Source organism: Flavobacterium sp. ASV13 (genome assembly GCF_000745775.1).
GTDB lineage: Bacteria > Bacteroidota > Bacteroidia > Flavobacteriales > Flavobacteriaceae > Flavobacterium.
In genome coordinates, this window is record NZ_JQJY01000004.1 from 399845 (window position 1) to 422187 (window position 22343).

Consider the following 22343-nt stretch of genomic DNA (forward strand, 5'->3'; position numbering starts at 1 on the left):
TCTCCTAAAATGAAATTATGTTTTTCATAAAAAAAATCGACAGCGAGAACACTGCCGATTTTTAGACATCAGAATTATTCGAAGATTATGATATTTTTATTTCCAATCAGGCATCGACGCATTTTGGAACAAAGTTGTCCTTGTACTGTCGTCTGTTGTGCTGACGGTTTGTATATTTTTGGCTGAAAGCCCGTCATTTGAGGTATTTACAAAAATGACTTTTGCTTCATTTGGCGAAAATTTCACATCGAGGTCGTTGAAACCATTTTCTTTACCTGACGACAATTCTGCCGATGTATTTGTTGCAACGGTGTAAATAAATATTCTGGAATCTAAGCGTCTGTAATCTGCATTTTCAAATCCGGAAACATCTCTGGTATACACCACTCTTTTATTATCAATCGAAATATCAATTCCGCTTGCACCTCCTGTTACTCCAGAAAGCACCGTATATAAAACAGTTCCGCTCATATCTATTGCATAAATTTCGACACTATATCCTGAAACATCATTTACTTTTAAAACAATTTGGCTTCCGTCGCGACTCCATTCGCATTCAGAAATAAACTTGCCGTTTGGTGTTTTAAACAACTGCGTCAATCCAGATCCATCAGCATTTATGCGGTAGAGTTTGTCAAAATTCGGATAAATCAACTGACTGCCGTTTGTGCTCCAGGAATAACTCACATTATCCATATTGAAACCTGCTATAGGTACAAAATTTGTAATTTTTCGCACATCGGTACCATCAGGATTCATGCTGAAGATTTGATTCAGAGATCCGTCAGTACTTATGTAAGCAATTCTGTTAATACTTAAATTTTTTCTCGGTCTGAAACTATTCACCTCTGCTGAAGACAATTGAAGTTCGTTTCCGGCATCATCAGCAGTAAAAATTACATTGTTGTTTTTTATCTTTTTCACATACATGTATCTCGGATTCGGGAATGCCAATGTTCTAAACGAATTTGTCACACTATTTATAGGCTTGTTTATTCCGTCATCAACACTTACTTGCCAGTAATATTTGGTGCTGAAACTTAAATCTTTAATAGCTAAAGTTGTTGTTTTAAGATCAGAATAGGTTTTCACTTCGTCTGTAGTTCCGTTTTTCACAGTTACAGTGTACGTAAGCGGATCTCCTTCCGGATCTTTGGCAGTCCAGGTCAAATTAAGACTTAAAGCTTGTCCAGTAGCATTATCTGTTGGCGCAGTAAGTACCGGAATTTCTGGCGGTTTATTAGTCGCCGTTGAGACTTCTAATTCAAAAATAACTTCAATTTCAATATCCTTATCAATTGTAGCTGGCTGAAATCTTGCGATAAAACCATCTTTTTGAGCCTGAAAAGCATATTTACCAACTGGGACTTTATCAATTTTAAAATATCCATCCTTATCTGTATAAACAGTACTTGTTGTCGGGCTCGACGACACACGGGCATTTTCGACGCCTGTATAAGTACGAACGTCAACAACACGCCCTTTAATTGAACCAGTTCCTGTATTATCAAATTGCTCTTCACTGCAAGAAATTAAAAGAAAAAAGCACGCCAAAATTTTTAATCCTATTTTCATTTGAGACTGAATTTTATTAAACTTATATTGAACTTAATCCTTTAATCATTAAATTATTAAAGATCAAAAGGCTGCCTATTTTTTCTTGTAATTTGTATTTTTTGGGAAATAATATGTCATCCCAAAACCAAACCTATAGAAATAATCATCCCGCACTCCGGCGACCAGATGATCTACATTATCACTAAATGCCGCATTAAATTCTCCATACAATTTGAGTCCAATGTGCGGCGAAACCAAATATTCGACACCTGCTCCAGCCTGTACTTTGCTATGAAAATTTTCCCGATGATGATCAAATTCGAATCCGGTTCCGGCAAAAACAAAAGGAGAAAAAACGTCGCGGGGCAATATGATGCATTCCAGATTTAGATCTAAAGACAAATAACCGTAATCCATATAATTTTTATTTGCTACCTGAAAAGCATTTGATGAAGCACTCAGATTAAATGTGGGCGAGAAAAAGAATTTCACCGCTCCTCTTATCATAGGCATAGGTTTTGGATTTGGATAATCACCTTGCATTAGGGTTGTTCCTCCCACTGCTTCTATACCAAATCTTGCTCTTCTATTTTCGCTTAAATTTCTGTTATATAATTGAGCTAAATCGGCATCGCTTTTCTCTTTATCATAAGCCGCTACAAAGTCGTCAATTTGTTTTTGTGGTGCATTTACTTCCCAAAGTTTGTCTTTAATTCCGTCAACAATAAGTCCCTCTACTGCTTTTTCAATAGCTTCTGTTACCGCCATCTGAATTGGTTCATTTCGAGTAAAACCAGTTTCAACTTCCAGAAGTCTGTTTAAATTAACATATCTGAATAAACTTGCATCAATACTTTGTGATAAAATAGTTTTTGAAACGTAAACCGTATTTAAGATTTTCCCGTTTGAAGTCGATACCAATCTCAAATAAACAGTTACTCGGTCTTGTCTGTATTGAGTTGAACCTCCAGCTCCAAAATATCTCGCTCCAAAACCACCTGTAATAATATTGGTATCATAAGAAATAATCCCTCCTTCAAGCAATACTCCTGCAAATAAAAGCGGCGTTAAAACTGCTTCATTTGGTTCTGTTTTTGATGCGTATTCCTGACGCGTAGAACGAATAATATTTCTTTCGTTTAAAAGATTTCCCAGATTTTCGCGCTCGATAGGCACAAACCATTTTGAGTCCTGCAAGGCTTTTATTAAAATCGATGTTGCTCCTTGTGTAACAGCGGTACTAAAGGTACTTCCCAGTTCAGTAGGCTTGTACTGTCCTGTTTGGTCTTTAAATTTATATACACCTACAACTATCTGCTCTTTTGGTTTTGGCATTTCGACCAATTTGGCAGTGGCTGGAGTATTTTCTCCATATACCGCTTTTTGCACCCCAACAGGCTGATTAAAATATGCTCCACATCCTGAGAATAGGCAAATTAATAAAAATAGAAAAAGGGGACTTTTATTCATAATCTCACTTATTTACAATAATACATGAACCTTATTTTTTACTCGGACAATTAAATTTATTGCCCCGGAAGAATTACTTGTGTCTGCTCACCCGTATCTGTATCCAAAACATTAACCACCAATCCTAAATTAGAATGGTAAATATCAATCGAAAGCGTTCCAAAAACATATGTTCCTGGAGAAAGTGTACCAGTTCCTGTGCCTGTGCCAGTACCTGTTCCCGTTCCAGTCCCACTTCCTGTATTTGTGCTACTTCCAAATTGATTATCAAATAATGAATTTGAAAGTCTGTTTAGCAATTGATTATTCAAATTGCTTTTGAAACGTTCCAAATCTGTTTGCTGCTTAAACTGCGAATTGGTGTCTTCTTTATAATCATTCTGAGCCTGGGCAGAACTAAGCAACCACGGATAATTGAAAGTATCGCCTCCAAAATTTGGGTTTGCCGCTTTATATTGAAGGTTTTGTGCAATTGATATTGTACTAAAACCAAACAAGCAAACGAGTAATGCTATAGTTTTCATATAGATACTTTTTAGTTTGAACATTAAATAGTAAACGCTTTATCGAAAAATGTACTCAATTCTGAATTTTAATATTGAGTAATCATTTTGTTTTGCTTTTCCAGATCTTTAAAATACTTGAATAGCTTTTGAGCCGCTGAATCAGCCATGTATTTTAAAAAATCTTCATCAGGACGTGAAATAAACTCCTCTATAATATCACTATCTACTAATATTGTAATCTTGGTTGTGCGCCCAAATGTCAGTTCTTCCTGAACCGTTACGATTTTAGTAGTATGAACTTTCAGTTTCGAATATTGTGCATAAAACATATCATAATAATCATTTCCCAATTTTGTTTTAGTATCATTGGCTACAATTCCCACCATTTCGATACCGTCAACAGGGACAGATTTTCCTGCGTCTGATTCTGTTTCTTCATTAAAAACAATTCGATCTTTGCCAATTATGGCATTTTTTTCATCATAAATGAGCAACATTACAATCACTTCGTCCTGTTTGGTATAATTGATTTGCGTTTTAGACAATTCTACCCTTTGATTCGGCTCCAGTGTTACTCTTCCATCTTGCGCATTAGTTGATTTATTTGAATTCGATTTGTTTTTTTTGAATACACTTAGTTTATATGAAATATTCTTGAACTCTGATTTTAAATTTTCTGCAGTTCCGGTTATAAATAATAAATTCTCAATTTCCTTAACTTCAATTTTCGCTTTTACTTCTTTGTTGTACTCGGTTTGCGAAAATCCGTTTTCAGAAAAAAAAATAAAAAAAGATGCCACAATTATGTGAAGATACTTTTTCATGATTCTAGCGATTGAATACGTAAATTGTACCTGAATTTCCAGACTGATTAATGATCATATCCTTGGATATCGAATTTGATCCTGTACTGAAAATCGTTAAATTATTGCCTTCCTGATTGACTTTCATCGATTCGACTCCTCGGGAGTATGATGATGATGAAATATCACTTATATAATTATTATTACCTGACTGTATATAGGATTGATTTATTTCGTCTGCTTTTTTGTAGACATTCATGTAGTTGTTATTACCAGTTTGCTGTGCAGTTACATAAGCATTGTTGCTGATAATAGTTAAATTGGCCTGATTATAGTTGCCAATTTGTGCAATTTTGACTATGTTATGATTGATAACATATTGATTTGTATTCTGATTTTGATTGCGATTGTTTGATTCATTCATGGCTATAACATAATCACTTATATTCCCATCAATTGATTGTGAGAATATAATTCCTGTAAAAAGAAAAAATAAGATTACAATAGCTTTCATAATTTTTGAAATAATAAAAAAAGGAAGAACTGATTATATCAAGTCCTTCCTTTTCTTGGTTTTTTAGTTTGCCTGTAGCACTACGCTGCCATTTAAGAACCCAGCTTGAGTAACAGTACTAACATTTCCCCATCCTAATTGTGCTGTCAAAGCATAGTTAGCAACTCCATATTGATCGATACTAGAAGAGTTTCCAATTCCAAGTTGAATTGTTGAAGCTGAATTGAATAATCCTTCTTGATAAGTGTCAGATTCGTTGCCGAAGCCAAATTGATAAGCAGAAGCATCGTTACCCCAACCTACTTGAACTGCACTCGAACTATTAAAGAATCCGATTTGTGTTAGATCAGCATTATTGTCAATTCCAAATTGGAAAACTGTAGCGCTGTTTCCTAATAGTGGACCTTGGTCAATATCAGAAGTATTTCCCCATCCAATTTGTGTAACTGAAGCAGAGTTTGCAATACCTAATTGATCAATAGTTGATGAGTTATCAACACCTATTTGAAGAACAGTTGCAGAATTAAAAATACCATCTTGTTGAACATCTGAATCATTTGATCCAACTTGAACAACTAATGCTCCATTTAATAAACCAGTTTGATCAACATTACTAGTGTTTTGTGCCACGGCAACACCTACAAACAGCATCGCGGAGATGCTTAAAATTACTTTTTTCATAATAAATATATTTAATTGGTTATTAATACAAATTATTATGCAGGTTGTAATTTGGGGGAAAAAAATTTGGGCAATTTTAATGAAATCTCAAACGAAAATTGGGGGTTATTTCTCGATTTCTTTTTCAAAATTAGAAAACTTCTCGATAATCAAATCAGGTATAAATACGTATTTTACAAGAACTTAACTTGTTTTCGATGAACTGTGAAACTATCTCGACGAACTGCCATTTTTGTTTTTTTACTTAGTAAGAAAAAACCTATTTCTTGTAATTTCTTTACATTTATACCTAAACAGTCGTTAAAAAAAAGTTATAAAACCACTTATTTTAACATATTCACAAAAAAAGCCCATCTTTTTTAAGATGGGCTTTAACTAAATGTTTAGAAAACGTTACTTAGTAAACAGCAATTCTCTGTACTTGGTCAAAGTCCAGCTCTCATCATCTACTAATAATTCTAATTTATCGCAATGGTTACGAATATCTTCAAAATATGGTTTTACCTTATTGCAATACGCTTCTGCCATTTTTTGAGCATCAGTTAATTGATTGGCTTTCTTTCTTTCATTCGTCATAGCCAATACTTTAGAATTAATTCCTTCGATATGACCTGAAATTTCTTTAATTAAAGTAATTTGTTCTTTTGCAATCGTCTCAAATTCTTTTCCAAAGATTTCTTTTAAGCCTTTTACATTTTCAATTAATGTATTTTGGTAACGAATAGCAGTTGGAATTACGTGATTTCTTGAAATATCTCCTAAAACTCTTCCTTCAATCTGGATTTTCTTAGTGTATTCTTCCAATTCAATTTCATAACGCGCTTCAGCCTCAACATGATTAAAGATTCCTAATTCTTCAAATAAGTCCAAAGCTTGTTTTGAAACCTTAGCTTTAATCGCTTCCGGTGTAGTTTTGAAATTACTCAAACCTCTTTTTGCTGCTTCTTTTTCCCAGGCATCGCTATAACCGTCTCCTTCAAAAAGAATTTTTTTAGATTGTTTGATGTATTCTCTTAAGACATTAAAGATTGCATCGTCTTTTTTCATGTCTTTATTTTCAATCAGGTTTTCAACTTCATTTTTAAAGTCGATTAACTGTTTAGCAACAATTGCATTTAAAGTTGTCATTGCATTTGAACAGTTTGAATTTGAACCAACAGCTCTAAATTCAAATTTATTTCCTGTAAAGGCAAAAGGTGAAGTTCTGTTTCTGTCTGTATTATCTAATAATACGTCTGGGATTTTACCAACAACATTTAATTTTAAATCTGTTTTTTCTTCAGGCGAAAGTTTTCCGGTTGTTACACTTTCTAATTCTAATAAAACTTTTGACAATTGTGCTCCGATAAAAACCGAAATAATAGCCGGTGGCGCTTCATTAGCTCCTAGCCTGTGATCATTACTTGCTGTTGCAATTGAAGCTCTTAATAAAGTTTCATAATCATTTACAGCTTTAATCGTATTTATAAAGAAAGTAAGGAATTGCAAATTACTCATTGGTGTTTTGCTTGGACTCAATAAATTAACTCCGGTATCTGTAGCCAAAGACCAGTTATTGTGTTTTCCAGAACCGTTTACACCTTTAAATGGTTTTTCGTGAAATAATACTTTAAAATCATGACGTTCTGCCACTCTCTGCATCACATCCATTAATAAAGAGTTGTGATCAACTGCTAAATTCGTTTCTTCAAAAATTGGAGCCAACTCAAATTGATTTGGCGCAACCTCGTTATGACGTGTTTTTACCGGAATTCCCAATAACATACATTCCTGCTCCAAATCTCTCATATATGTAAGAGCACGAGTTGGGATAGATCCAAAATAATGATCATCTAACTGCTGACCTTTTGCAGAAGTATGTCCTAATAATGTTCTTCCGGTCATCACCAAATCAGGACGAGAATTTGCCAAAGATTTGTCAATCAAGAAATATTCTTGTTCCCAACCTAAAGTTGCTGTTACCTTTTTTACGTTTTTGTCAAAATATTTACAAACTTCAGTCGCCGCTTCGTCAATTGCTGATAATGCTCTTAATAAAGGTATCTTATTATCTAAAGCCTCACCTGTGTATGCAATAAAAACTGTTGGAATACATAAAGTCGTACCATATATAAATGCCGGAGAAGTTGGATCCCAGGCTGTGTAACCTCTCGCTTCAAAAGTATTTCTGATTCCGCCATTTGGGAAACTTGACGCGTCTGGCTCTTGTTGTACCAATTGCGCTCCTCCAAATTTTTCTACAGGGTCACTTCCATCGTATGAAGTTTCAAAAAATGCATCGTGTTTTTCGGCAGTTGTTCCTGTTAATGGCTGAAACCAGTGTGTATAATGTGTAACACCTTTTGCCAACGCCCATTCCTTCATTCCCATGGCGATATAATCGGCCAATTTTCTTTCTATTTTAGTTCCATGCTGAATGGCATCTCTTACTCCTTTAAATGCATCCGAAGTCAAATATTGCTTCATCGCTTTTTCATTAAACACATTCGATCCGAAAAGATTTGATTTTCGATCAATTTCTTCAAAGTGCACCGGCTTTCTGTTGGAAGCTTCTTGTAAAGCTTGGAAACGTAATGTTGACATGGTATGTAAGTTTTAATTCGTACTAATTTTCATTAAAAAAATGAGGAACAAATATAAACAATAAAAGTCCCTGTTTAGAATATAAGTTTTAGATTTTTGAACTACAATTTCTCAACAGATCGTGCTTTTTTCAGAGAATAAACAAAGACAATCAAGAAATGTAACAAAAAACAGCAAGAATCCCCATTAAATAAACATTTTTTCATAATTTCTTAACCCTAAAAATCAAAAATAGTCCTTAATTATTACGAATTTATTTTTTATAGTGGTTAAAAATTGCTTTTTTAAAAATATACCCCTACGAAAATTACGCTTCTCTAAAAAATTATACTCCGCAAAACAAAATAGCCCCCTAATTTTTAGGAGTAAAAAAATAAATCTATATTTGACCCAGCGAAAAAACAAAAAAAATAAATTTATATTATTATGGCTAAAATTAAGTTAGAGTACATTTGGTTAGATGGATACGAGCCAACTCAAAATCTTAGAAGTAAAACTAAAGTTGAAGAGCATGAAAATTTCAAAGGAACATTAGAAGAACTTGGAAATTGGTCATTTGATGGTTCATCAACTAAACAAGCTGAAGGTGGTTCTTCTGACTGTCTTTTAGTTCCAGTTGCAATTTATCCAGATCCAACTCGTATCAATGGATGGTTAGTAATGTCTGAAGTTATGTATGCAGACGGAACTCCACACCCATCTAACGGAAGAGCTACAATTGATGATGAAGATGATGATTTTTGGTTTGGATTCGAACAAGAGTATTTCATCATGGATACTAAAACTCAACTTCCACTTGGTTTCCCAGTTGGAGGATACCCTGCTCCACAAGGGATGTACTACTGTTCAGTAGGTGGAAAAAACACACACGGAAGAAAATTAGTTGAAGAGCATGCTGATTTATGTATCGCTGCTGGAATCAACTTTGAAGGAATCAACCAAGAGGTTGCTTGCGGACAATGGGAATTCCAATTATTCGCTAAAGGAGCTAAAAAAGCTGGAGATGAAATCTGGGTTGCTCGTTACTTATTAGATCGTTTGACTGAGAAATATGGTTACTATATTGAATATCACCCAAAACCTCTAGGAGATACTGACTGGAATGGTTCTGGAATGCACGCTAACTTCTCTAACAATGTATTGAGAACTTGCGGAGATCAAGCTACTTACGAAAGAATTTGTGAGGCTTTCCGTCCTGTTACTGCTGAGCACATCGCAGTTTACGGAGCTTACAATGACCAACGTTTAACTGGTAAGCACGAAACTGCTTCTATCCACGATTTCTCTTATGGAGTTTCAGACAGAGGATGTTCTATCAGAATTCCTTTGATGACTGTTCAAAAAGGATGGAAAGGATGGTTGGAAGACAGAAGACCAGCTTCAAACGGAGATCCATACAAAATTGCTGCTAGAATTATCAAAACTGTTAAATCAGCGCTATAATTCAAAGCTTAAAATAAATTCTAAAAAGTGCCAACTTAATTGTTGGCACTTTTTTTATTTTATTTGTCATTTCTGATGTAAAATGCAGTTTGTCATTCCGAGGAACGAGGAATCTCCACAAGTAGCTCTACAAAGATTGACGATTTTCAGGATGGAGTTTCTTGCGGAGATTCCTCGTTCCTCGGAATGACAAGATTGTGTTAATCTTTGTCAAAGTTTAAAACTTTGACAAAGTTTCAAAATCATTAACTAGTCCACTCATAACTCATAACTTAAAATTCATAACTTAAAATTCATAACTTAAAATTCATAACTTTTAAGAATACCTTTCTTATAATTAATTTTTAATTTAAACTTCAAAACTTATCTTTGTAAATCATTTAAAAAAATTGTTATGATAGTCTGGTCTCTCTTTTTACTTGCTGTAGTTTTTATTCTTGCTTTAGACCTTGGTGTCTTCAACAAAACTCCCCATATTATCAGTACCAAAGAAGCCAGCAAATGGACCTTGATTTGGGTAACACTTTCTTTTTTGTTTTCAGGAGTAATCTATTGGCTTTACACAACCGATTATATTGCAAACCCTGACAAATTACAGCCTGCAGTAGCTTCAATGAAATTTATTACAGGTTATCTAATTGAACTTTCCTTAAGCGTCGATAATATTTTTGTGATTGCGATAATCTTTGCTTCATTCAAAATTCCGCAAAAATACCAGCATCGTGTATTGTTTTGGGGAATATTAGGAGCGATTGTTTTCCGCGGATTGATGATTTTCTTTGGCGTTATGCTGATTAACCAATTTACCTGGACAACTTATTTATTTGGTGCATTCCTGATTTTTACAGCTATAAAAATGCTGTTTTCAGGAGAAGATGAAGATTTTCATCCAAAAGATTCGTTCATCTATAAAGCATTAGGAAAAGTTATTCCGATAACTTCTCACATGGATCATGAGAAATTTTTCATTTTAACCGAAAAAGGAAAAAAAGCTGCTACTCCATTATTTGTTGCTTTGATTGTAATTGAAGTGATGGACGTTTTGTTTGCCGTAGATAGCGTTCCTGCGATTTTAGCGATTACATCAGATCCGTTTTTAGTATTCAGTTCCAATATTTTTGCTATTCTTGGATTGCGTTCTATGTATTTCTTCCTGGCGAATATGCTGGCAAAATTCAGTTATTTGGAATACAGTTTGGTTGCCATTTTAGCTTTCGTAGGATTAAAAATGCTTCTTCACGATTGGATTCACGTTCCAGAATGGGCTTCTTTAGGATTTATCGCTTTGTCACTTTTAGTTGGAATTTTGGTTTCTCTTAAATTCGGAAAAGAAAAATTATTGACTGATTCAGATTTAACTGAGAAATAATTTTATAAAACATATAGTCATAAAAAAAGGAAATCTTGCGATTTCCTTTTTTTATGCTACAAAACAATAAAAATACAAATAATCTTACTTTTTAACATTTCTACATAGGTAAAATACTATTTTATTTATATATTTATCTCAGTATTAACTAAATATTTTTTATTATGAAAAAACTTTATGCTACTTTATCATTAATTTTTATTATTATAAGTTGTGATAATACAAAAGAATTATCAATAAAAAAACAATCAAGCATTAACAACCCAACTCAAACTTATATTATTAATGGAGATATTGAATACATTTCCAATATTACTGATGGTTCAAAACCCAAGAAGCCAAAATTAATTTATAATGAAATAAAAAAAACTATTTCCAATAAAATCTCTTCAAAACCTACCGAAGGTTCTGTGAAAATAAATTTCAATTACGGAATCTCACCGCATAACGGAAGCGGCTGTACCTTAAAAGTATACAACAGCCAAAGTGGTCAATACTATATAACCGAACAAAATGTATATGGTCCAAACCCTATAGCACAAGAAAACGGATACCTTGTCCGAGGAGCTGGTCAACCTCATCATAACTTTTATTATAATTCATTAGTCTTATCCGCAAGCAATAGAGGCTATCAATTTATTGACACACGAAGTGGTAAAATTTTTAACGGAAATATAAGTACAGCCTCAGCAATTTCAATCGAATATCCCTTTAAAGCAAATGTTACATATGAAATTTCTTTATACACCTATTTCAACGACAATGGCTTACTATATCCAGATAAAGTTCCTAGTAATGGTTTTCCAATGGTATACGCACAGTTAAAAGACACAGGAACAATTGTCGAAGGAATAGATGCGTGTGACAAAGATCATATTATTCGTTTTGTTGAGCCTAATCCTAACTATCTAAAAACTTATGTCCTTGACAATAATATTCAAACATACAAGACCATATTATTCAAATTCTCTCCAACTGAAGAAAAGAAAGCATTAATTATCGCCATAAACCCAAAAACAGCTGAAAGCGGTATTGATGCACAAATACCAACAAACTCGTATACAATGTTACTGCCATCGGTTACAATTACAGAAAAACCTTTTGATACTTCAATTTTAGTTCCAATACCACCAGGTCGACGTTAGTAATAAACATTAAAATTAAAAAAAAACATAAAAAAAGGAAATCTTACGATTTCCTTTTTTTATGGATAAAATTAAGAATTAAAAACTAGCATCCTTAATTTGACTTTCTTTTAAATTTGCAGCCTTCATCACATCTAAGTAACTATTTTTATTAACTGATGCCGCTAAATCAGATGGAATAATCACGATTCTGAAAGTTTGTCCATTTATTAAATCAGTTTGAGTAGCTAGATCAAAAGAAGCAATAACTGTAATTATGAAATCTTTTACACTAAAATCAAAAAAATAGTCCGCTACATCACCATTATCATAATTCGTTGTTTTTGGTATCAATTGCCAAACCGGCGCACCAGAATTCGTTACATCAGTCAGTCTATAAACCAAAACTACTTCATCAGGATATAAATCACCGCCTATAAATGGATTAAAATCCCTTGCATATTGATAATGGTTGCTTGTTACTTTTGTCAAATTAACATTTTTAATTTCAAAAGCCTGGGGCATCAAAGCATCTTGTCCCGGAGGCCCTTCTGGTCCTTCACAGCTAGAAAACACAATTAATCCAACAAGGGCAAATAAGGTAAGTATCTTTTTCATAATATATATATTTTAAAGTTTATAAAGGTATTCCAAAAACCAAACCAAAAATTTTGTTAAACGGGTTTCGGAATAAAATTTCTAATTATTTTTTTGCAACAGTTTGATTTTTAAGGAATATTTTATTGAAAAACAATGCATGATATGGCAGTGAATTTTCCCAATAATCCCAAGTATGTGCGCCAGGACGCTCGGTGTAATCGTGGTCAACTTTGTTGTAAACTAATCTTCGGTGCAATTCTCTGTTTGGTTCAATTAAAAAATCATCAACACCGCAATCTATAATCAACGGTAGTTTGTTTGTTTTTATTTTATCGAGCATATTCATAACAGCATATTGCTCATACATTTCGGTACTTCCGCTTTTATCGCCAAAAACAGGCTGCATTAATTTCACAACCTGAGCTGCCGAATCTCTATTAAGCATCGTACTCATATCTACAGCTCCGCTCATGCTTCCGGCTGCGCAAAATAAATCGGGATGTTTTGCCGAAAGATACAAAGCACCGTGACCTCCCATTGAAAGTCCGGTAATTACTCTTCCGCTTTTATTACTGATAGTTCGGTAGGTTTTATCTACTTTCTGAATGACTTCCTGAGTTATAAAGGTTTCAAACTGGCTTTCTTTGTTTACTGGGCTATCCAGATAAAAACTAAAAACCTCACCTTCAGGCATCACAATAATCATATTGTATTGATCTGATAAAGTCTGAACTAATTTTTTGTTTGGTGTATTTTTCAGCCAGTCGCTAAAATGTCCGTAAGCGCCATGCAAAAGATACATAACCGGAAAAGTCGATTTGCTTTTGGCATAAGAGTTTGGTAAAACTACCGCAGCTTTATAGGTTTTTCCCATAGCGGCACTGGCAACTTGCAAAGTGTCTACTTTTGCCGCATATGTCATTGTAGTCAAGCAAAGCAAAAACAAAGACAGCAGCATTTTAAATTTCTTCATTCTGATATATTTTTTTCTGATTAGGGAATGTAAATATACCTTTTTCAAAATAAATTATATGAAAAATCCGACCAGCTTTTGCCAATCGGATTTGAGAAATATTGTAATTGCATTTTTTCAACCAAAGATTAAATGATTTTTAAGATTAATCATTTCAATCTGCAAAATCAGTGGCAAAAAAGCATTAACTAATTATAATTTTATGTTCCAAACGATACTGCGAGGCACTTTTTCCTGTGTATTGTTTGAACGATTTGCTGAAATGGCTGAAATTATTAAAACCACTTTCGTAACAAACTTCATTAATACTGATTTGTTTTTCGGCCAAAAGTTTAGAAGCGTGTACCAAACGATATTCATTTACAAATTCAGTAAATGTTTTATTCGAAATCTTTTTGAAATAACGACAAAATGAAGGCGTCGTCATACTCACCAGATTAGAAACCTCGTCAATAGCAATTGATTCCTGAAAATGATCTTTTACGAAATTAAAAATCAAATTCATTCGGTCATTGTCTTGATTCTGCAATTCCAACGAAAATCCGTCAGCATTTAAAACCGTATATTCATCTGATGATTCTAACTCATCTAAAATACTCAAAAGTGTCAACAAGCGTTCAAAAGGAAGCTGGTGCTCCATCATTTCGATTTTTTTGCCTATTTGTTTTTTGGTTTCGCCATTAAAGGCAATTCCGGCTTTTGACTGATTGATAATATTTTGCACTCTTCTCATTTCGGGAGCGACAAAAAAATCATTCGCTAAAAATTCCGGTTTAATATGAATAACGGTTTCTTTTTTGTTTCCCGTTTGTTCATTTGTAAAACCACAATGTGGCAAATTGGCACCTATTAATATCAAATCTCCATTGGTGTAATAGGAAACATGGCTTCCTATTTGTCTTTTTCCCGCACCTCCATTAATATAAACCAACTCAATTTCTGGATGATAATGCCACAAATGGGCTTTACTGTTGGTCTTTTCGGCATGTTTGGTGTAGGTAAAAGAACTTCCGTATGAGTTTGATATCACTTCAAGAGCTGGGGCGACTGTTTTCATGATATATATCTTTAAAAAATAATAGCAAATTTAACAAAAACACCTAAAATAATTTAAATTTTAACCTATAACGGTTTCGTAAATGAGAATTTTTCATAAAAAACCACCAAACAATGCTGTTGATTTTATATCAAAATGGTCGTTTTTTTAGAGTCTCGTTTTTTTATTGCAGATTTTTTTTAGATATCATATTTAAAACCATCTTTTTATACAAATATGTTATTTCTGTAAGAAAACCAGAACTTTTTAACAAACTCCGTTTTTTGCAAAACATTAAAAAATAATAGCCGAATTAACAAAAACACTTAAAATAATTTAAATTTTAACCTATATCGGTTTCGTAAATGAGAATATAGCATATAAATTGGAAAATAGAGTTGTACTAAAAAAGCAACTACTGAACTAATTTTACATCAGAAAAATGAACTAAAAATTTAAACATACAGAAATATGAAAACGATTTTAAAATTAAGTTTAGTAATTGCAGTATTATTATCAGGATTCAATACTTATGCAATTGATGGTGATGGAGAATTTGGTCTTCACGTATTAAAAGGAAATGGAAAGCTTATCACGTTTGCTTTAAACCAAACTAAAAAAGCAAACTTGTCAATATATGATAAAGAAGGTTCTTTATTATATTCTGAAAACGCATCTGGAAAAGATGGTATTTTAAGAACTTTCAGTTTAGAAGAATTTCCAGCTGGAACTTATTATTTAGAAGTTGAAGACAGCACTAAAAAAGTAAGACACGAAATTACAATTACTGATGATGCTACAGTTTTATCATCAAAAGCAATTTCATCTGTTTATAAAGATGCTGCAAAAAATACTAGCGTAGCAGTACGCTAAAAAAGTTATACTCGAATACAGTATAAAAATGAGGTTAGATAGTTAGTAAAGTTTAAAAACCGTCAGGTTTTAGAAACAGCTCTTTGTGGTTATTGAGCTGTTTTTTTTTGCTCTTTACTTAACCACAGATTTTTCTTAACCGCAAAGTTCGCAAAGGTTTTACGCAAAGTTCGCAAGGTTTTATTTTAAAGCTTCGCGAACTTTGCGTTTTTTCTTTGCGCTCTTTGCGGTTAAATTGAACATCCTTTTTGTAAATAAATCGTAAAGCCAAAATCACGAAAACTTTAAAAAATAATTACCCAATTAACAAAATCATTAAATTAAATTCAAAATTTAACCTATAACGGTTTCGTAAATGAGAATATAACACATAAATCAGCAAATAGAGTTGTGTACAAATCATTATAACGTAAGTAATTTAGCATCAGAGAATTAGATCTATTAATTTAAAAAACTAATGCTATGAAAAATTTAAAATTAAGTTTAGTAGGTGCAGTGCTTTTCACAGGATTTAGCGCTTTTGCAATTGGCGGGAATGAAGATTTTAATCTTCATGTATTAAAAACAAATGGTAAATTGATCACGTTTGCACTTAATCAAGTGAAAAAAGCAAATGTTTCAATTTATGACAAGGATGGATCACTTATTTATTCTGAATACGCTTCAGGTAAAGAAGGAATTTTAAGAACTTTTAATTTAGAAGAATTCCCAGAAGGAACTTACTATTTGGAAGTGGAAGACAATGTGAAAAAAGTGAGACACGAAATCATTATCACTGACGACGCATCAGTTTTATCAAGAAAAGCAGTTTCATCTGTTTACAAAGCAGGATTTGCTAAAGATTCTAGCGTAGCGGTACGCTAAACCTATACATATATATAGGTATAAAAAAATTGGGAATAATATCAGGCTAAAATTTAGCTAAATGAAAGCGGCTCTATATAAAATTGGGCTGCTTTTTTTATGCTATTATATTCTGAATCAAACAATTCTGTTTTCATTAAAATTATCTCTTTTAATTAAGAAATCGTTATTTTAAGATTAAGAAAAACATTGAAAAATAGTAGGCGATTTGGCAAAAACAGTAAATATAATTCAAATTTTAACCTATAACGGTTTCGTAAATGAGAATATAGCATAGAAATTGGCAAATAGAGTTGTGCTGGATTAACCATTGAGAAAGTAATTTTACATCAGAGAATTAGAACTATTAATTTAATAACTAAGATTATGAAAAAGATTTTAAAATTAAGTTTAGTATGTGCAGTGCTTTTCGCAACAAGTAATGCTTTTGCAATTGACGGGAATGACAATTTGAATGTTCACGTTTTAAAAGGAAATGGAAAACTGATCACGTTTGCTCTAAATCAGGTAAAAAAAGCTAATCTGGCTATTTACGACAAAAATGGAGAATTGATTTATTCTGAAACTGCTTCAGGCAAAGACGGAATCTTGAGAACTTTTAGCTTAGAAGAGTTTCCAGAAGGAATTTACTATTTAGAAGTTGAAGACAATACAAAAAAAGTAAGACACGAAATTACAATTACTGATGAAGCTTCGGTTTTATCTACAAAAGCAGTTTCGTCAGTTTATAAAGCAGGTTATGCTGCTCAAAATACTAGCGTAGCAGTACGCTAAAAAAGTTATACTTCTCATAAGAGTATAAGGTTAGATAGTTAGTAAAAACGTGATTGTTTTACAAACAGCTCTTTGTGGTTATTGAGCTGTTTTTTTTTGCTTTAAACTGAACTGAATTTTATAATTTTTCCGATTTAGGAAAGCAATTCCTAATAATTTTAAAAGTCTGATTTCTACACTTTTAAAAAAATTCATCAAAAAAAATCCAAAAAAGGCATTTTTTCGTATATACTGTAGGAAAATTATAGAAACATCTTTAATTCAGCAACTTAACCGTTTGAAAACGGCTATTTTTTGCATAAAATTAAATTTCTTTTGTAGTTTTGCTACGCCACTATTTAGTATTAATCTTTAAAAAAGTAATTTAAAAAACATGACAAAATTTACCAGAATGGGCTTAATCGCCGCCTTTTTATTTACCTCGATTTTTACCTACGCATTTAATGGAAAAGGAGACTATATTTTGAATATAGTTACCGGAAACGGAAAAGTAGTAAGCTTTACTTTAGACACCGTTGAAAATTCTTCTTTTTCTATTTATGATGAAAACCACAATTTAGTTTACACAGGTGAATCTGCTACAAACAAATTAGAAGTTTCAAAAACAATAAGTTTAGAAGGTCATCCAGCCGGAACTTATGTGCTAGAAGTAACTGAAAATGGCAAAATTGCAAAACACGAAATTAAAGTTGTAGCCAAAAAAGTGAAGGCCGTAAAGTTAGACGAAACTGTGAATCAAAGTCCTTCTTTCCGTCGCTAACCCCTTTTTGTCCCCAACAAAATTTAAAGCAGCTCGTTCCAGGAGCTGCTTTTTTATTCTTATGTTTTTCTAATCCTCTTCCCTATTTTTACCAAATTCCAAAAGGAATCTGCATCGGGCGGCAGAATGATTTTTTGAGTTTCTTTATAAATAGAAGAATGTGCAAATGCATATACATAATCTAATAAATCGCTCAATTTAAAACTCAGCCTATATTCTGATCGTAATTCGTTACTTTCTGCGAAACAAACATTTCCTGTTTCAGTTTCATTTGAAAAAAGCAAGCCGGAATGATGTGAAAACTGAATTACAATTTCCCCGTTTATTGCAATTGATTTAGAAACTGATTTTTGAAAAAGAGAATCAATTGTAAAATAGTTTTCAGTACTATTTAAGGACATTATTAAAACAATATTTTCCAGATTATCTTTCTCAAAAAGCGCTACTTTGTTTTCCTCTTTCTGCAAAAGATCTATTTTATCCAAATATTGCTGAATTGTCATCATAATTATCAATTGATAATCATAAAGTTAGTCGATATATTTTGGATAAACTTAAAATTAATTATCTAAATGTTCATGGCGTATAAAAATTCCTGAGTCAAAAACATCAATTATTTCTTACTTACGTCTTAAAAAATCGACAAAAGGGAAAAAAAATCAGCTCAATTACAAGCTATATTACTGATTTAGATATATTTGCAAAACGAATTGAGAATACACAAATGAAAATATTGCTGATGAAAATGACCACCAAAACCAATCTTTTAAACTAATACTTATGCAAAAAAAACTTATTGTTTTAGTAGTATTGATTGTTTTTTCATTTCGTGCCACTGCTCAAAATGAAGCCGTATATATAACCGACAAAGTAAGCGACAAATATGCTTATGTCGATATTATAAAAACCTATGAAAAAATCGCTGCAAAGGGCTACAAATCTGTAGACTTATTCCAGAAATTGGGAGATTCCTCCTATCAACACGATAAACTAGAAAAAGCCGCCGATTGGTATGATAAATTATTTGCCATGACCTCCGACTTAGAACCTGTTTATTATTATCGCTACGCAGAATCACTAAGATTTATTTGTCAAAATGAAAAAGCCGATGCTATTATTGAAAAACTGAAGCGAAAATCTAAAGGAACAATCAAGAAGAAAGTTTAGATATTATCACGATTTTCAGAAACATAAAAAACCTCTCAGCAATGAGAGATTTTTATTATTATAAAGATTAACCACAATATTGTCATTTCGACGAAGGAGAAATCACAATAGAAATTCCATAAAGTAATTCTCCAATCTATGTCGAGCTTCGCGTGTGATTTCTCCTTCGTCGAAATGACAAACTTTATGGAAATTTTATCGTCTTACTAGCGCTAACTCTTTTTCTTTATTTTGTATCCTTAATAATTTTATACAATTCCTGACAATAGGCAAACTTGTCATTTTCTTGGTTTCTTTTATATTCCTGCCCCGTTTCATAAACCATAATCTGAAACCAATTTAATATTCTAAACGCCATATTCTTCGCTAAAAGATTTTTGTCATCTGATTTCATAATACTCAAATCCTCAATTTCAGATTTCCAAAACTTTAAATTAGAAGTACTTTTAGCCCATTTTAATTCTTGGTCAAAGCGAAGCGAAAGTTTACCCATTATTTTGTTTTCCAAAACTTTTATCTCTTTCATTTTGGCTATTTCATCTTTATACTCTTTGGATTTTTTGATTTCGGTAATCTTGGCTCTTAGAATATTATCTTCATTGGTATTAAAAGAAGTAATCCCTTTTTCATAGGCATTTACAGAAAGTAACATTTCTTTATTCGCCTTTAAACTATCGGCTATTCGCAAATTGGCATCATAAATTCTTTTAATAATCGAATCGTTCTTTGGTCTTATATTTTTTCTATACGCCTGAATTTCCAACCAGTCAAATGCGCGAAGCATTTCAGATGGTTTAGGCCAAGCGTGCCCCACATGAGCAACAAAAAGTGTATTTACAATCTTAGTTTTATCGAGCCATTCTCTATTTTCAATCATTTCCTGATAATTCATATCCCGATCTCCAACCATACCAACATAGGAGAAATTATTTGACGGAGTTATAAACTTGTCCATGCCATTAAAAGAAGCGCCACAAGCAATAACGCCCTGAAAAGCTCCTGTAGATATCCCAAAAAGACTGGCTAATCGTGCACCTCCAGAAAAACCTGATATGTAAAGTTGTGAAGCATCAATAGCATAGGTTTGCAATACATCGTCAAATAATCTATTGGCAATGGTAATATTATTTTGGACTAATCCATTTTTTAAGGTATTAGAACAAACCAAAATATAATTATAGGTTTCTGCGGCCAGAATAAAGGGTTCAATTCCTTTTTTGCCTCTCGCAGCCGGATCAAAGATAAAAACCAATGCCATTGGGGTTTTAGCATCATATTTTTTAGGAAAATATATGGCGTACGATTCTGTTGGAGCTGTTGCAATTTTCACCGAATCGATAATAACTCCTGTTTTTAATAATTGCTTTTCTTGGGAATAGCCAAAAATCGTAACAAAAAGAAAGAGAATATAATAGATAGTGTTTTTCATGAGACTAAAGTTAAAAAAACCTTTCGTTTTTGAGAGGTTTTCTTAATACTAAAATTTATTTGCTGGCGCGAGCGTCTCACTCCTTCTAGAAAGGGATTCCTAAACCCGCATTGATATTTTCTTTGCTAGTAATATCACATAAATAGATGATATAAGAAATATTAATAACGGAATACTAAATGTAAGATCTATTCTATAGTAATTACTTAAAACTCCTGTAATATAAACAAGTACAATAAGCAAACTCAAAAAACAGATTAATAAAACTCTATAATTTTTACTTCTTAAAAATAGAATTAGGAGCCCAAATATTGGAATTGTTATCAAACCTTCCCAAAAGATTGTAGATGTGTTATTAAATACATCACTAAAAAATTGAAATAGATAAATTAACAAGATAGCGAAGTTTGGCACTCCATTTTCTTGGACACCGTTGATCAATAAAAAAGATAATATTGAAATGAATTTTAAAAATGAGATATTTAAGGACATAATTTTTTTGATTTAGGTGCGTAATTGGATCCTGAAGTATGATTTGGAAGAGTGTTTAAGATATTTGCCACAGTATTTGGAGTGTCGATATATCCTGAAGTTGAAATACCTGCTATATTCAATACATCATTAGCAAAATCAGAACAATTATTAAAACTTAAATCATATGTTGCATTTTGGTATGTCTGAGATAAATTTATTATTTGTTGCAGTTGTGTGCCAGTAATACTCATACTAGCTGAAACATCATATAAATGCCCACCATTTTCTCCCATAATACCAGGTCCTGTTAGTGCACTAAGATACCTGTCTTTAGGGTAGTAGCCATAAACAGAAATATTACCGCCTTGTGATATACTTATAAATGCATGACCTACACCTCCATTAATTCCCATTTTTTCAGCGTAAACTGTAAGATTTGCTCCACCAGATGTTATAAAACAATCTAAGAATTTTTTTATATCTTTAATTGGAATATCTGGAGGAGGTGGCATAATCAAACCATTTACAGACCCACTTCCACCACTACTCGCTCCACCACCGCTTGGCGAAGTATAACCTCCCGCATCACCGCCACCAATTACAGGTCCACGTGGTCCGTAATATTCAACCGGACTTCCTTTACTTGGAGCAATAACAGGAACTTCTCTTAATGCACCACCATTGAATGTTGTTTCGGTGCCTCCGTTGCTTTTGCTACCACATCCACCATCACCAAAATCAGCATAAATACAAGGAGCTTCAATTGGAGCTTTGTTTGTTGAGTTTCTTTTAGTGTAATCTATAATTTCAACAACACCAGTTTCTATAACTTTATTATTCTCAAATCTGGCTGCTCTGACAAAACCAGTCTTTAAATTCCAGACACTAATAAAACCTGTAAAATCACCACCATCTATAGAATGTTTTTTTAGTGGAACATATTTATTCGTAACAATTTCATAAACTAACGCCTTGTAATCTTTCTCGCCTGTCTTGTAAATGTACAATCTTTGCTCCCAAAATTCCCTATTGTCTTTTTTCTTTTCGATTATCGGTACAATTGTTGTTTCCGTTCCATCTTCTGAATCTGTGACTTTTGCTTCATCCCATTTATAATGCAGACTATCTAACAAAAAATAATTTTCTCCTTCGGATTCATATTTGCCAAACCACTTTTGTGCTTCTTTTAATTTAGCGGTTGAATTTCCGTTTTGCTTTTCTACGTTTTCATCATTTGTACAATTAGCAGAAAGGATCATAATACACAAGAAAAATGCAATTCTCTTTAAAGTTTTAATTTTTTGGCTCATAATTTAAGGGTTTAATAGTTAATAAAAACCAAA

21 protein-coding genes are annotated in these 22343 nt (G+C 32.7%); 8 read left to right on the top strand and 13 right to left on the bottom strand.

Features of this window, described 5'->3' with window-relative positions:
- Positions 1-96 precede the first annotated feature (96 nt).
- The 7 genes from GQ47_RS12415 to GQ47_RS12455 form a co-directional block, all read right to left on the bottom strand.
- Positions 97-1575, bottom strand: a complete 1479-nt coding sequence (locus tag GQ47_RS12415) for a carboxypeptidase regulatory-like domain-containing protein (protein WP_051951511.1) — start codon at positions 1573-1575, stop codon at positions 97-99.
- Positions 1576-1650: 75 nt separating this feature from the next.
- On the bottom strand, positions 1651-3027 hold the full coding sequence (locus GQ47_RS12420; protein WP_035648937.1) for a CsgG/HfaB family protein: 1377 nt from the start codon (positions 3025-3027) through the stop codon (positions 1651-1653).
- Between the two features lie 56 nt (positions 3028-3083).
- On the bottom strand, positions 3084-3551 hold the full coding sequence (locus tag GQ47_RS12425) for a curli assembly protein CsgF (protein ID WP_035649412.1): 468 nt from the start codon (positions 3549-3551) through the stop codon (positions 3084-3086).
- Positions 3552-3619: 68 nt separating this feature from the next.
- Positions 3620-4357 (bottom strand): CsgE family curli-type amyloid fiber assembly protein, encoded by a 738-nt coding sequence (locus tag GQ47_RS23185; RefSeq protein WP_081909348.1) that lies wholly within the window; start codon positions 4355-4357, stop codon positions 3620-3622.
- A 4-nt stretch (positions 4358-4361) separates the two neighbouring features.
- Positions 4362-4850 carry a hypothetical protein gene (locus GQ47_RS12440; protein ID WP_035648939.1) on the bottom strand — a complete coding sequence of 163 codons (489 nt, stop codon included), beginning with the start codon at positions 4848-4850 and terminating at the stop codon, positions 4362-4364.
- A gap of 63 nt (positions 4851-4913) precedes the next feature.
- Positions 4914-5531 carry a hypothetical protein gene (locus GQ47_RS22890; RefSeq protein ID WP_051951513.1) on the bottom strand — a complete coding sequence of 206 codons (618 nt, stop codon included), beginning with the start codon at positions 5529-5531 and terminating at the stop codon, positions 4914-4916.
- Positions 5532-5924: 393 nt separating this feature from the next.
- Complete coding sequence (locus tag GQ47_RS12455; RefSeq protein ID WP_035648943.1) at positions 5925-8114, bottom strand: glutamine synthetase III family protein; 2190 nt, start codon at positions 8112-8114, stop codon at positions 5925-5927.
- A 426-nt stretch (positions 8115-8540) separates the two neighbouring features.
- Between GQ47_RS12455 and GQ47_RS12460 the strand changes: the two genes are divergently transcribed.
- The 3 genes from GQ47_RS12460 to GQ47_RS12470 all read left to right on the top strand — a co-directional run bounded on the left by GQ47_RS12460 (position 8541) and on the right by GQ47_RS12470 (position 12071).
- Entirely contained in the window at positions 8541-9557 is a 1017-nt protein-coding gene (locus GQ47_RS12460) for a glutamine synthetase beta-grasp domain-containing protein (RefSeq protein WP_035648945.1), read from the top strand.
- 394 nt (positions 9558-9951) lie between these two features.
- Complete coding sequence (locus GQ47_RS12465) at positions 9952-10926, top strand: TerC family protein (RefSeq protein WP_035648947.1); 975 nt, start codon at positions 9952-9954, stop codon at positions 10924-10926.
- Between the two features lie 164 nt (positions 10927-11090).
- The gene (locus tag GQ47_RS12470; RefSeq protein WP_035648949.1) at positions 11091-12071 is read left to right on the top strand and encodes a hypothetical protein; all 981 of its coding nucleotides are present in this window, start codon (positions 11091-11093) and stop codon (positions 12069-12071) included.
- 78 nt (positions 12072-12149) lie between these two features.
- On the opposite strand, the gene GQ47_RS12475 is transcribed toward GQ47_RS12470, so the two are convergent.
- The 3 genes from GQ47_RS12475 to GQ47_RS12485 all read right to left on the bottom strand — a co-directional run bounded on the left by GQ47_RS12475 (position 12150) and on the right by GQ47_RS12485 (position 14680).
- Positions 12150-12668: a hypothetical protein gene (locus GQ47_RS12475; protein ID WP_035648951.1), complete on the bottom strand. Its 519-nt coding sequence runs from the start codon at positions 12666-12668 to the stop codon at positions 12150-12152.
- An 85-nt stretch (positions 12669-12753) separates the two neighbouring features.
- On the bottom strand, positions 12754-13623 hold the full coding sequence (locus GQ47_RS12480; protein WP_035648952.1) for an alpha/beta hydrolase: 870 nt from the start codon (positions 13621-13623) through the stop codon (positions 12754-12756).
- Positions 13624-13807: 184 nt separating this feature from the next.
- Positions 13808-14680, bottom strand: a complete 873-nt coding sequence (locus GQ47_RS12485) for an AraC family transcriptional regulator (protein WP_035648953.1) — start codon at positions 14678-14680, stop codon at positions 13808-13810.
- A gap of 450 nt (positions 14681-15130) precedes the next feature.
- Between GQ47_RS12485 and GQ47_RS12490 the strand changes: the two genes are divergently transcribed.
- The 4 genes from GQ47_RS12490 (at position 15131) to GQ47_RS12505 (ending at position 17930) form a co-directional block, all read left to right on the top strand.
- Positions 15131-15532 carry a T9SS type A sorting domain-containing protein gene (locus GQ47_RS12490; protein WP_035648954.1) on the top strand — a complete coding sequence of 134 codons (402 nt, stop codon included), beginning with the start codon at positions 15131-15133 and terminating at the stop codon, positions 15530-15532.
- Between the two features lie 462 nt (positions 15533-15994).
- Entirely contained in the window at positions 15995-16396 is a 402-nt protein-coding gene (locus tag GQ47_RS12495) for a T9SS type A sorting domain-containing protein (RefSeq protein ID WP_035648955.1), read from the top strand.
- A 366-nt stretch (positions 16397-16762) separates the two neighbouring features.
- The gene (locus GQ47_RS12500) at positions 16763-17170 is read left to right on the top strand and encodes a T9SS type A sorting domain-containing protein (RefSeq protein ID WP_035648957.1); all 408 of its coding nucleotides are present in this window, start codon (positions 16763-16765) and stop codon (positions 17168-17170) included.
- Between the two features lie 373 nt (positions 17171-17543).
- Positions 17544-17930, top strand: coding sequence for a hypothetical protein (locus GQ47_RS12505; RefSeq protein ID WP_035648958.1), 387 nt, complete (start codon positions 17544-17546; stop codon positions 17928-17930).
- 59 nt (positions 17931-17989) lie between these two features.
- Here GQ47_RS12505 and GQ47_RS12510 read toward each other — a convergent pair whose 3' ends face one another.
- On the bottom strand, positions 17990-18436 hold the full coding sequence (locus tag GQ47_RS12510; protein ID WP_152561028.1) for a type ISP restriction/modification enzyme: 447 nt from the start codon (positions 18434-18436) through the stop codon (positions 17990-17992).
- Positions 18437-18710: 274 nt separating this feature from the next.
- Here GQ47_RS12510 and GQ47_RS12515 point away from each other — a divergent pair, with 274 nt between their 5' ends.
- Positions 18711-19097 carry a hypothetical protein gene (locus tag GQ47_RS12515; protein ID WP_035648960.1) on the top strand — a complete coding sequence of 129 codons (387 nt, stop codon included), beginning with the start codon at positions 18711-18713 and terminating at the stop codon, positions 19095-19097.
- Positions 19098-19323: 226 nt separating this feature from the next.
- On the opposite strand, the gene GQ47_RS12520 is transcribed toward GQ47_RS12515, so the two are convergent.
- Complete coding sequence (locus GQ47_RS12520) at positions 19324-20526, bottom strand: alpha/beta hydrolase family protein (protein ID WP_035648961.1); 1203 nt, start codon at positions 20524-20526, stop codon at positions 19324-19326.
- A gap of 482 nt (positions 20527-21008) precedes the next feature.
- Positions 21009-22310 (bottom strand): hypothetical protein, encoded by a 1302-nt coding sequence (locus GQ47_RS12525; RefSeq protein ID WP_035648963.1) that lies wholly within the window; start codon positions 22308-22310, stop codon positions 21009-21011.
- Positions 22311-22343 lie beyond the last annotated feature (33 nt).